11 protein-coding genes, 1 tRNA gene and 1 pseudogene are annotated in these 11,751 nt (G+C 67.3%); 9 read left to right on the top strand and 4 right to left on the bottom strand.

What is annotated here, in order from left to right; genetic code table 11:
• The first annotated feature begins 471 nt into the window (after positions 1 to 471).
• The 5 genes and pseudogenes from HNR40_RS57810 to HNR40_RS06885 all read left to right on the top strand — a co-directional run bounded on the left by HNR40_RS57810 (position 472) and on the right by HNR40_RS06885 (position 3,728).
• A complete protein-coding gene (locus HNR40_RS57810; RefSeq protein ID WP_376773449.1) occupies positions 472 to 813 on the top strand; it encodes an STAS domain-containing protein in 342 nt (113 codons plus the stop codon).
• A gap of 323 nt (positions 814 to 1,136) precedes the next feature.
• A pseudogene (locus HNR40_RS06895) lies at positions 1,137 to 2,094 on the top strand (hypothetical protein).
• Positions 2,091 to 2,327 carry a hypothetical protein gene (locus HNR40_RS56100; RefSeq protein ID WP_281395048.1) on the top strand — a complete coding sequence of 79 codons (237 nt, stop codon included), beginning with the start codon at positions 2,091 to 2,093 and terminating at the stop codon, positions 2,325 to 2,327. The pseudogene HNR40_RS06895 and the gene HNR40_RS56100 overlap by 4 nt, the downstream one beginning before the upstream one ends.
• Positions 2,302 to 2,883, top strand: coding sequence for an IS21-like element helper ATPase IstB (istB, locus tag HNR40_RS06890; RefSeq protein ID WP_312896235.1), 582 nt, complete (start codon positions 2,302 to 2,304; stop codon positions 2,881 to 2,883). The genes HNR40_RS56100 and istB overlap by 26 nt, the downstream gene beginning before the upstream one ends.
• A gap of 215 nt (positions 2,884 to 3,098) precedes the next feature.
• On the top strand, positions 3,099 to 3,728 hold the full coding sequence (locus HNR40_RS06885; protein ID WP_139635863.1) for a class I SAM-dependent methyltransferase: 630 nt from the start codon (positions 3,099 to 3,101) through the stop codon (positions 3,726 to 3,728).
• A 966-nt stretch (positions 3,729 to 4,694) separates the two neighbouring features.
• On the opposite strand, the gene HNR40_RS06880 is transcribed toward HNR40_RS06885, so the two are convergent.
• The 3 genes from HNR40_RS06880 to HNR40_RS53495 all read right to left on the bottom strand — a co-directional run bounded on the left by HNR40_RS06880 (position 4,695) and on the right by HNR40_RS53495 (position 5,650).
• Positions 4,695 to 4,767, bottom strand: a tRNA-Ala gene (locus HNR40_RS06880).
• 15 nt (positions 4,768 to 4,782) lie between these two features.
• Entirely contained in the window at positions 4,783 to 5,514 is a 732-nt protein-coding gene (locus tag HNR40_RS06875; RefSeq protein ID WP_184959063.1) for an HAD family hydrolase, read from the bottom strand.
• 16 nt (positions 5,515 to 5,530) lie between these two features.
• Positions 5,531 to 5,650, bottom strand: a complete 120-nt coding sequence (locus HNR40_RS53495) for a DLW-39 family protein (RefSeq protein ID WP_214319204.1) — start codon at positions 5,648 to 5,650, stop codon at positions 5,531 to 5,533.
• A 204-nt stretch (positions 5,651 to 5,854) separates the two neighbouring features.
• Here HNR40_RS53495 and HNR40_RS06870 point away from each other — a divergent pair, with 204 nt between their 5' ends.
• From HNR40_RS06870 to HNR40_RS06855, 4 genes are all read left to right on the top strand, one after another.
• Complete coding sequence (locus HNR40_RS06870) at positions 5,855 to 7,219, top strand: MFS transporter (RefSeq protein ID WP_184959062.1); 1,365 nt, start codon at positions 5,855 to 5,857, stop codon at positions 7,217 to 7,219.
• 67 nt (positions 7,220 to 7,286) lie between these two features.
• Entirely contained in the window at positions 7,287 to 7,496 is a 210-nt protein-coding gene (locus HNR40_RS06865; RefSeq protein WP_184959061.1) for a heavy-metal-associated domain-containing protein, read from the top strand.
• Positions 7,493 to 8,449: a DUF8832 domain-containing protein gene (locus HNR40_RS06860; RefSeq protein ID WP_184959060.1), complete on the top strand. Its 957-nt coding sequence runs from the start codon at positions 7,493 to 7,495 to the stop codon at positions 8,447 to 8,449. Before HNR40_RS06865 ends, HNR40_RS06860 begins: the two co-directional genes overlap by 4 nt.
• 30 nt (positions 8,450 to 8,479) lie before the next feature.
• Complete coding sequence (locus HNR40_RS06855) at positions 8,480 to 10,699, top strand: heavy metal translocating P-type ATPase (RefSeq protein ID WP_184959059.1); 2,220 nt, start codon at positions 8,480 to 8,482, stop codon at positions 10,697 to 10,699.
• Between the two features lie 29 nt (positions 10,700 to 10,728).
• Here HNR40_RS06855 and HNR40_RS06850 read toward each other — a convergent pair whose 3' ends face one another.
• Positions 10,729 to 11,556 (bottom strand): alpha/beta fold hydrolase, encoded by an 828-nt coding sequence (locus tag HNR40_RS06850; protein WP_184959058.1) that lies wholly within the window; start codon positions 11,554 to 11,556, stop codon positions 10,729 to 10,731.
• Positions 11,557 to 11,751 lie beyond the last annotated feature (195 nt).

Below are 11,751 nucleotides of genomic sequence, written 5' to 3'. Positions count from 1 at the left end.
CTCGAAGCACTTCGGACTGCTTCCCCGGCAGAACCTCGCCTGAGTCCAGAATTTCACTGACACAGCCACCGCTCCCAGCCCGTGACTAGAGGACCTAAGCGTCTTCCGGAATCCAAGGAGGCAGGTGAGGAGGTGCAGTTGCACGCAGAAACGGAGCGCGGACACCGCGGACACCAGCCACTAATGAGGCAAATCAGCGTCACGCACTTTAAGCGCAAAGTGCGCGAAACGTCACCAGGAAGGCCAGCCAGGTACCCGCAGGGACGCTTCACCTCAGTCACTGGCGTAAGCTGACGAAGGCGCATATGTCATCCCAAGCCCTGCGCAGCTCGCCCAGTTCTGAGGGCGACAGCGACAGCGAGTCAGCCCTTTCCGCATGAATCCTCGACGCCATCGATCATCCCTGAGTCAAGAACGCCCCTCGGGCGGCACAATGAAGGGAAAAGGCGGCCGAGCGGAAGGCAGTTATCGATGTCCGATGTCCAGCGAGTTGATCACGACACGTGCACCGTCCTGCGACTCGTCGGCGCGTTCGGTAGTGAAGCTGAGCCGGCGACGCGGCTTCAAGAGGTAATGAACCTGCTCCCTACTCCTGCATGCGTAGTGCTCGACGTAACCGAAATGACAAACTGGGATGAAACTACAGTTGACGCCCTAATCGGAGCAGGAAAGCAAGCCTGGTCCGAAGCGGGATGGCTGGTAGTCGCAGCCGCACCACCGGGCCTGGCCGAACGCTTCCACGCGGCAGCACTCCCGTTCGTGCTGTACGACACGACAGATGACGCCGTAGCCGCCTTCGGCAGCCAGAGATAGGCACGACAGTGCACTAACGCATCGCGAATTCCAGCACGCCAGAACAGCTCCAATCCGCACAGGTGCCAACGTCCGAGCTACACCCAGACAGCACCCCTCCTGGGCACAGCGCAAGAGCCACGAAGGCAACCCCGGCCAAGCTTCAAGCTTGGCCGGGGTCCTGCGCACTGGCTCTATACCTGAGTTGCGACAGCGTTTGTTGGCCGGCCGTGACAGCGGTCGTGTAGTCCGCCGGACTATGTTGCTGAGTTTTGACAGCACCCAAGTGGTTGCGGTGGGACTATCAGGGTGCTACGCACCGTGAGGGAGCCCACGTGCCTCGCATGTCGAAGGTTGAGCTGTACGCGGCGATCCGCCGCGATGCTCGCACTGGCATGTCCAACCGGGCACTGCAAACGAAGCACGGCGTCGGGTTCCGCACGGTGCAGAAGGCGTTGGCCTCGGCATGGCCTGAACCACGCAAGAAGCTGCCACAGCGAACGTCCAAGATCGACCCCTACAAGAACGTGATCGATCAGATGCTGCGCGCGGACCTGGACGCGCCACGCAAGCAGCGTCACACCACCAAGCGCATCTTCGACCGGCTGGTGAGCGAGCATCACGCGGTGGGAGTGTCGTATCAGATGGTTCGCGCCTACGTCGCGCAACGCCGTTCCGAGATCTGGACCGAGTCGGGCCGGGGCCCGAGCAAGGCGTTCGTGCCCCAGTCGCACCGGCCCGGCGCCGAGGCCGAGGTCGACTTCGGGGAGGTGACCATCCGATTGGCCGACCGCGAGCCGGCTGGAGTTGGACCACTACCTGGAGGTCCTCATCCGCAAGCCTGGCGCCCTGCCGGGAGCCACCGTCTTGGAGCAGGCGCGCGCCGCGGGCAAGTTCACCCCCGTCCACGATGAATGATGGGCGGCTGCCTGCAAAGCCCACGGCGACGCGGCCGGCACCCGCGCTTTGATCGAGGTGCTCCTGCTGACCCGTCACATGGCCCACGAGCACATCGTCACGGGGATAGCCACCGCAATCCGGGCTGGTGCGCTGACCGCTGATGCCGTCGCCTTGGAGGCTCGCAAAGCCGCCGACTCTGACTCCTCCACCAACACCAGCACCGAACCCGTCACCGCATCCGGCTCAGTACCGACCGGCGCGACGGTGACCTTCCTGACCGAGCGGCGCCTGGCACACCTGCCGCCCGATAACCGGCCGCTGCCCTCGGTGGCCGCCTACGACCAGTTGCTGCGACATCGCCGACCCGCCACGCAGCCGTCCGCCCAGGGAGACACCTCATGACCTTTCCCCGCCACCGCGGATTGACCGAGCAAGCCGCCCAGGCCGCCGTGGACTCGGCCTGTCGGATGCTTCGGCCGCCGACCATCCGCCGTCAATTCGGCGAGTTGGCCGACACCGCGACCCGCGAGCAGATGACCTATTTGGGCTTCTTGGCCGAACTGCTGATGGCCGAATGCGACGACCGCGCGCCGCCGCTCCGAACGCCGGATCAAGGCCGCCGCTTTCCCTCGTGACAAGTCACTACGCGAGTACGACTTCGACGCGAACCCCCACATTGACCCCGCCGTCATCCACACCCTCGCCGCCTGCGAATGGGTGAAGAAAGGACAGCCGCTCTGCCTCATCGGCGACTCGGGCACCGGCAAGTCCCACCTGCTCATCGCGCTGGGCACCGAGGCTGCGATGAAGGGCTTCCGCGTCCGCTACACCCTGGCCACCAAGCTGGTCAACGAACTGGTCGAAGCCGCCGACGACAAGCAACTGTCCAAGACCATCGCCCGCTACGGCCGAGTCGACCTGCTCTGCATCGATGAGCTGGGCTACATGGAACTCGACCGCCGCGGCGCCGAACTCCTCTTCCAGGTGCTAACCGAGCGCGAAGAGAAAGCCAGCGTCGCCATCGCCTCCAACGAGAGCTTCGGCGGCTGGACCAAGACCTTCACTGACCCCCGGCTATGCGCGGCTATCGTCGACCGGCTCACCTTCGGCGGGAACATCATCGAGACCGGCACCGAGTCCTACCGCCTGGCCCAGACCCGAGCTCGGGTCGAGCAGCGCACCGCAGGCTGACGATCAGGGGTCTGATACTGGTGTGATCGCCTAATCAACTGTCGCCACTTCCCCGGGGAGTCCAGCCAGCTGGTGACGGACTGTGGTCGCCAGCGGCTTGTCGCGCCACCGGGTGATGGCCTTGTCCTGGTAGCCGAGCGAGTCCGATACGACGGCGCAGGATTCGGCACGGGGCCGGAGAACAGCTGAGAATGGGGGGTGTTAACGTCCTTCCCGTGGCGAAGCACCAGGACGAGACCAGGACGGCCTACGACGGGGTCGTCGAGTTATATGCGTCGATGTTCGCTAACCGACTGGAGACGCAGCCGTTCGCACGGAACATGATCGGCACCTTCGCCGAGTTGGTGCGTGGGACGGGGAATTCGCGGGTGGCGGATGTCGGCTGCGGGCCCGGACATCTGACGGCCATGCTGCACGACCTGGAACTGGATGCCTTCGGGCTCGACCTCTCTCCGGCCATGGTCGACCACGCTCGGCGGGCCCATCCGGCGCTGAAGTTCGATGAGGCCCGGATGGAGGAACTCCCCGTTGAGGACGGCGCGCTCGGCGGCGTGCTGGCCCACTACTCGATGATTCACACCCCTCCTGGGGAACTACCCGCGCTGCTCGCCGAGCAGGCGCGTGTCCTGGCGCCGGGGGGCCTTCTCCTGGTCTCGTTCTTCGGAACCGACGCGCCCGAGCCGGTCCGCTTCGACCACAAGGTGACACCCGCCTATAGCTGGCCGGCGGACCGCTTCGCCGAGTTGCTGGCCGGGGCTGGGTTCGCCACATTCGCGCGGCTGCTCCACGACCCGGCCTCCGAGCGGGGCTTCCTGGACGCCCACTTGCTGGCCCGTCTCCGCTAGAGAACGGGCGGAGGTGGGTGCTGCCATTTCTCACCAACATTTCTGCGCCTGTTGATCGCCAACCGCTGTCCAAACTCACCAACAAACGATGTCGCTACTGACCGACGAAATCATGCGCACAGTGCGGACTACGCTGCCAAGCCATCAACTGGAGGCAGACGCAATCGGCGCCTCCACACTTCCCCCATCGCCTGCGACTACCGCTTCTCAGCCCTATATCGCTTGAGAAGCGTCGTGATTCTGTCGTAGTCCCGGGCGCCGTTCAGCTCGTCAAGCAGATCATCAGGACATAGCTCATAGAGGTCACCCCACCAGCGACGCGCCTTGTTGTCCCAGATCCGGTAGCCGCCGGAAACGCCTCTAGCGACATAGCGTCTCCTACTCATGGTCGGCCACCGTGCCACCCGCCACTTCAGAAGGCAAGGCCGACAAGCAGCAAGTGCAAGCGGGCGTCCCCTCGATGCCCAGAGCTCTGACACCTTGCCCGGCGACCTGGCCGAAGGGATCACACCGATGCCCTTGCTGCACGACAAAATCCGCGCGGCAGGGCCTCCTCGCCCAGGGGCGCTCTTCGTGCACTAGGACACGTCAACCAGAGCGCCCGGTGGGCTAAGGCGGGAAATGAAGCTCGCGGTCCGGCTTGCTTGATAGGTGGACACGCTAGGGCATGCGACTGACATTCCGAGCAGGGAGATTCGCCTGAGGTGGACCCCGTTCGTGATCCCACACACGTAGAAGCGATGGCATGCGAGGGCGCGAGCGACATAGGGAAACGCGCGGAGCGAAGCGGAGCACCTTTGGACCAGGGCGGGCTCCAACTGCCTAACCACTTAGCCGGGCAACGGGCGGGCCACAACAAGACGGCCGACCGGAGGGAGGTCCTTCAGGGGTCGAGCTTCAGCTCGACTGGAGAAACAGTCTTGCCCCCCACGCGCGAAGCGCGCATGAGGGGCAAGTCCATGCAGGTGGAGCCTAGGAGATTCGAACTCCTGACATCCTGCTTGCAAAGCAGGCGCTCTGCCAGCTGAGCTAAGGCCCCCTACGACGCACTAGCTTACCGGCCCGCAGCGGTTACCTGGTGCGTCCCCAAGTCTTCGCTCAAGATCAAATCGGGAAGGTCGGCGATTGAGTCCAGGATGTGGGTGGCGCCGCCCTTGAGGAGGCGTTCCCGGCTGTGTACTCCGGTCATGACGCCGGCCACCACCGAGGCCCCGGCCCGCCGTCCGCACAGCATGTCGCTCTCGGCGTCTCCGACCACGGCGACCTGCCGGACGTCCTCGATGCCCAACCGAAGAACGGCATGCAGCACCATGTCCGGCCAAGGCCGTCCACGTCCCCCGGCGTCCTCGGGGCAGATGGCCAGGTCGACCCGGTCGTGCCAGCCGAGCACGCCAAGCACCCGGCCTAAGGTGGCCCGGCTGAAGCCGGTGATCAGGGCGAGTTGCACGCCGGAGCCGCGCAACTTGTCGAGCGTCTCCAGCACGCCGGGAATCGGGACGAGTCCGGCGCGGTCCAGGGCACCCTGATAGGAGCGTTCGAACGTCAGGTTCGCCGCTTGTGCCTGGGCCTCGTTGCCGGGGAAGATCCCGCGGAAGACCTCGATCTTGGGACATCCCCGGGACCGGTGCACGTGAACCATGGCACGCGCATAGGCCCCGGTCCCGGGGACGATGCCCTGAGTTGCGATCGCTTCGGCGAACGCACGCTCGACCATGGCGATGTCACCGATCGTTGTGCCGGCGAGGTCGATGCACGCCAGCTTGATGGGGACGACGACGTCGCTCATCGCCTCGCCAGGTCGGTTAGTTCTCGCTGCCGGTCGCCTCGGTCCAGAGGTCGAGCTCGGCGCGGTCGGCCTGCACCTTACGCCAGATCAGCAACCCCCCAAGGGCGATCAGCGCCAGAACGATCAGCTTCTTCACGGTGTGACCCCACTTCTTCGACGGTCTCACCTGCCGGGGTGAGACCCAACGGTTGGATGCAGCCTAGCAAGGGATGGCCGTACTCCCGCTGTCGAGCACCCATGAACCTCACGAATCAGGCAAGTGGACAAACCCCTAGGGGGTATGTTACGCTCCTCGCCGTCGAGATACCCCACGGGGGTATAAGTGCAAAGGAGAATGGCAGTGGCTACCGAAAATCCCAGGCGGTGGTGGGCGCTCCTCGTGCTCGCGACCGCGCAGTTCATGGTGATCATGGACACGTCCATCATCGGCGTGGCGCTCCCCGAGATGCAGCGGCAGCTGGGGTTCACCCCGGGCGGGCTCCAGTGGGTCTTCAACGCCTACGTGATCGCGTTCGGCGGTCTGCTCCTGCTCGGCGGCCGGCTGTCCGACCTGCTGGGCGCGCGCAAGGTCTTCACCACCGGCTGGATCATCCTGATCGCCGGCTCGGTGCTGGCCGCCGCCGCGAGCACGGCGTGGGTCGAGGTGCTCGGCCGCGCCGTACAGGGAGTGGGCGGGGCGCTCATCGCGCCCGCCGCGATGACGCTGCTCATGATGCTCTTCGGGCACAACCAGAAGGAGCTCGGCAAGGCCATGGCCCTGTACGGCGCAGCCGCCCCAGCGGGCGGCACCGCCGGAGTCTTCCTGGGCGGCGTCATCACCGAGTACCTGAGCTGGCCGTGGGTCTTCATCGTCTACATCCCGATCGGCCTGGCCACGCTGGCGGCCACCGGTCTGCTCCCCGCGGTCAAGGGCAGGCGTGGCTCGGTGGACGTCGTGGGCGCGATCTCGGTCACCGCCGGCCTGGCGCTGATCGTGTACGCGATCGTGGCGGAGAACCTGATCGCCGGAGCGGCGGGCGCGGCGTTGCTGGTGCTGTTCCTGATCGTGCAGCGCATGGTCAAGCAGCCGCTGATGCCGCTGTCGATCTGGCGTACGCCCGGCCTGGCCACCGCCAACCTGGCCATGGCGCTGCTCGGCGCGGCATGGATCCCGATGTGGTACTTCCTGAACCTCTACCTGCAGCAGACCCTCGGCTACGGCGCGTTCGCCAGCGGCGCGGCGCTGCTGCCGATGACGGTCGCGGTCATGATCTTCATGATCGGCATCACGGCCAGGCTGCTCGGCCGGTTCGGTGCCAAGCCGCTCATCGTGCTCGGGCTGGCGGTGCTGGCCGCGGGTGTGGCGGGGCTGTCGTTCGCGCGGCCGGACGGGTCGTTCGCGGCGGACGTGCTGCCGGCCAGCCTGATCGCGGCCGTGGGCATGTCGCTGGCGTACATCCCGGCCATGATCTCGGCGATGTCCGGCGCCAAGCCGGAGGAGGCCGGGCTGGCCTCGGGCATCGTGAACACCACTTACCAGGTGGGCTCCGCCGTGGGACTCGCCGTCATGACGGCCATCGCGACGTCGCAGGACGAGCTGATCGACGGCTTCCAGGGCGCCTTCATCGGGGCCGCGGTGGTGGCGGGTCTCGGCGCGCTGCTGAGCGTGGTGCTCATGCGTCCGCCGCGCGCGGCCGTACAGGATCTGGACACGGTTTCCGTGTAGCTCCGAAATACCCTAGGGGGGTACGGTGTTACACTCGGAGGCAGACAGAACAGTTAAGGAGATCGACATGACCAGCGCCACCTACACCGTCAAGGGCATGACCTGCGGCCACTGCGTCAGCTCCGTCAAGGAAGAGGTCAGCGAGGTCGCGGGAGTCTCCTCCGTGGAGGTTGACCTGGCCAGTGGCCTGCTGACCGTGGAGAGCGTGAGCCCGATCGACGCCGCGGACATCCGCTCGGCCGTCGAAGAGGCCGGATATGAGCTGGTGACGAAGTGAACACCGCCGCGAAGCTCGGGACATATGTGCTCGGCCTTGCGGTCGTCTTCGGCGGGACCTGGGGCGTCGGCAACCTGGTCGGCCCCCAGGCCACCCCGCAGAAACCAGCCACCGCAACTCATGACATGTCGCAAATGTCCAAGCAGCCAACGACGGCTCAGAAGGACAGTGATACCCCCGGGGGGCTCCAAGTGTCGCAGAACGGCTACACACTCAACCCGCTCACCGCCGCCAAGGCCGGTGCGCCCACCGACTTCCAGTTCACCGTGACGGGCCCCAGCGGCAAGCCGGTGACCGACTACCAGGTCGAACACGACAAGAAGCTGCACTTCATCGTCGTCTCCCGTGATCTGTCCAGCTTCCAGCACGTCCACCCCGAGATGAGCGCCGACGGCACCTGGTCGGTCAAGATCGCCTTCCCGGCGGCCGGAACCTTCCGCGCGTTCGCCGACTTCACCCCGACCGGCGGCCAGGCCCTGACGCTCGGCGCCGACATCCAGGTCGCGGGCGACTTCCAGCCCAAGCCGCTGAAGGCGGTCAGCCGCACCTCCGAGGTCGACGGCTACACGGTGACGCTCGACGGAGACCTGGTCCCCGGCCAGTCGAGCAAGCTCACGCTGAACGTCAGCAAGGACGGCAAGCCGGTCACCGACCTGCAGCCGTATCTAGGGGCATATGGACACCTCGTGGCCCTGCGCGCCGGCGACCTGGCCTATCTGCACGTGCACCCCGACGGCGCACCGGGCGACGGCAAGACCCAGCCGGGTCCGGGCATCACGTTCTACGCCGAGGCACCCAGCGGCGGCGACTACCGTCTGTTCCTGGACTTCCAGCACGGCGGAGCCGTACACACCGCTGACTTCACCGCGAAGGCCGGCGAGGGCACGACGGCCAAGCCGACGGCCAAACCGACCGCCAAGAACGACCACGACTCCACCCCGCACGGCCACTGAGCAGGACGCGACGCACAGAAAGGAGAGGTGATGTCCTCCCTCACCGACGACCAGCCCCAGGGCGCCGTCGAGCTATCTATCGGCGGCATGACCTGCGCGTCCTGCGCCAACCGCATCGAGCGCAAGCTGAACAAGATGGACGGCGTGACCGCGACGGTCAACTACGCGACGGAGAAGGCGAAGGTCACCTTTCCTGAAGGTCTGGACCCGGAGCAGCTGATCGCGACGGTCGAGTCGGCCGGGTACACCGCGGCGCTGCCGAAGGCCGAGAAGGCCGAGGCGGGCGCCGCCGAGGAAGAGGACGACGAGCTCAGGCCGCTGCGCAACCGGCTCATCACCTCGCTCGTCCTCGGCATCCCGGTGATCGCGATGGCGATGGTCCCGGCGCTGCAGATCGAGTACTGGCAGTGGTTGTCGCTGACACTGGCCGCGCCGGTCGTGGTCTACGCGGGCTGGCCGTTCCACAAGGCCGCCTGGACCAACCTGCGCCACGGCGCCGCCACCATGGACACGCTTGTTTCCATCGGAACGATCGCCGCGTTCCTCTGGTCGGTCTGGGCGCTGTTCCTCGGCACCGCGGGTGTGCCGGGGATGACGCACCCGTTCGAGTTCTCGATCGAGCGCACCGACGGCTCGGGCAACATCTACCTTGAGGCCGCCGCGGGCGTGACCGCGTTCATCCTGGCGGGCCGCTACTTCGAGTCGCGCTCCAAGCGCCGCGCGGGCGCCGCCCTGCGCGCGCTGCTGGAGCTCGGCGCCAAGGACGTGGAGCTCGCCGACGGCCGCCGCATCCCCACCGACCAGCTCGCGGTCGGCGACACCTTCGTCGTACGGCCCGGCGAGAAGATCGCCACCGACGGCGTGATCCAGGAAGGCAGCTCGGCGGTAGACGCCTCCATGCTGACCGGCGAGTCCGTCCCGGTGGAGGTACGGCCCGGCGACCCCGTCACCGGCGCCACCGTCAACGCCGGCGGCCGGCTGATCGTGCGGGCCACCCGGGTCGGCGCCGACACGCAGCTGTCGCAGATGGCCAAGCTCGTCGAGGACGCGCAGACCGGCAAGGCCGCGGTGCAGCGCCTGGCCGACCGCATCTCGGGCGTCTTCGTCCCGATCGTGATCGCGCTGGCCGTGGGCACGCTCGGCTACTGGCTCGGCACCGGCAACGGCGCCGGTGCCGCCTTCACCGCGGCGGTCGCGGTCCTGATCATCGCCTGCCCGTGCGCGCTGGGCCTGGCCACGCCGACGGCCCTGCTGGTCGGCACCGGCCGGGGCGCCCAGATGGGCATCCTGATCAAGGGCCCGGAGGTGCTGGAGTCCACCCGGAAGATCGACACGATCGTCCTGGACAAGACCGGCACCGTCACCGAGGGCAGGATGACGCTCACGGACGTGCACCTGGCCGAGGGCGAGGACCGCGATGAGGTCCTGAGGCTGGCCGGAGCGCTGGAGCACGCCTCCGAGCACCCGATCGCGCAGGCCGTCGCCAAGGCCGCCCAGTCGGACGCCACGGTGGAGGACTTCGCCAACGTCGAGGGCCTCGGCGTGCAGGGCATCGTCGACGGGCACGCGGTCCTGGTCGGGCGGCCGAGGCTGCTGGAGGAGTGGTCGCAGCACCTGCCCGCGAACCTGGTCGAGGCACTGGAGGCCGAGCAGAACGCCGGCCGTACCGCCGTCGCGGTCGGCTGGGACGGCAAGGCCCGCGCGGTCCTCGTCGTGGCCGACGTCGTGAAGCCGACCAGCAAGGAGGCGATCGAGCGGCTGCGCGCGCTGGGCCTGACCCCGGTGCTGCTCACCGGCGACAACCAGGCCGTCGCGGCCACCGTCGCCGCCGAGGTCGGCATCGACCAGGTCATCGCCGAGGTGCTGCCGGCCGACAAGGTCGACGTGGTCAAGAGGCTGCAGCAGGAGGGCAAGGTCGTGGCGATGGTCGGCGACGGCGTCAACGACGCCGCCGCGCTCGCCCAGGCCGACCTCGGGCTGTCGATGGGCACCGGCACCGACGCCGCCATCGAGGCCAGCGACCTGACCCTCGTCCGCGGCGACCTGCGGGTGGCGGCCGACGCGATCCGCCTGTCACGCAGGACGCTGAAGACCATCAAGGGCAACCTGTTCTGGGCGTTCGCCTACAACGTGGCGGCGCTGCCCCTGGCCGCGCTGGGCCTGCTCAACCCCATGATCGCGGGTGCGGCGATGGCCTTCTCCAGCGTTTTCGTGGTGTCCAACAGCCTGCGGCTGAAGGCCTTCAAGTAGATTCTCAGTTCTAGGCGCCGGCCCCGACCTCACAGGGGGCCGGCGCCTTTCACGTGCTCGAGGATCGCCTTGGTGACCACGTCCGGGCGGGCGCGGTGCACGTAATGCCCGGCGTTCTCGGCCACGATGTGCCTGCTGCTGGTCGACAGGCCGGTCAGCTCCCGCTGCATCGGGAACCAGATGCGGTAGTGGCGGCTGAAGCTGGCGACCTGCTCGGGCGTCCTGTTGTCCTCGTTGTACTCGCTGCACGTCACCACCGTCAGCGGGATGTCGCCCAGGGTGGGGGCGCGGCGGCCGGTCTCGGTGCCGATCTGGGCGCGCAGGGTCTGCTCCCACCACGTGGTCAGGCGCTGGTGGTCGCCGAGCTCCAGGTGACCGGGGCTGTCGAGGAGGCCGAGTTCGATGGCGAGGCGGCGCAGGCCGTACGGGGTGATGCGCTCGGTGAGGGCGCGCCTGATCGTGGTGAGGTGGTAGCCCGGGTAGCGGCGGGCCTGGTCGTGGTGGCTGGAGTCCACGAGCACGACTCCGGACACCTCGCCGGGGTGGGCGGCGGCGAACAGGCGGACGACGTAGCCGCCCATCGAGTGCCCCACCAGCACGTACGGCGGGCCGTACCCGGACAGGGCGAGGGCTTTTCGCAGGTCGGCGGCGGCGTCCAGCATGGCGAGCGGCGACCTGACGGGGTCGCTCCATCCCATGCCGGCGCGGTCGAAGACCACGGCGGAGGATTCCTGGCCGAGGACGGGCAGGAGGGGGGCGTACTCGATCGAGGTCGTCCCGAGCGCCGGGACGATCACCACGGTGGGGGAGCCGCGACCGGCCTCCAGCATGTGGATCATGCGTCCGCCGACGTCCACGAGGCGTCCTGGCGGCGGGTGCCGGAGTCGATCCTGATGTGAGCGCCAGCTCTGGTAGAGGGCGCTGGCGAGGCCGGTTAGGGCGAAAGCGGCAAGCGATCTTCTCAGAAGGGCCACTCTCACCATCAAAGCAATGAGCGGGCGTTTGTCCAGTTCAGGACAGTGTCCACTCAACCCCCCAAAGCCTACCTTTTA

The organism is Nonomuraea endophytica (assembly GCF_014203235.1).
Taxonomy (GTDB): domain Bacteria; phylum Actinomycetota; class Actinomycetes; order Streptosporangiales; family Streptosporangiaceae; genus Nonomuraea; species Nonomuraea endophytica.
This window is presented reverse-complemented; position numbering and strand designations above follow the sequence as displayed.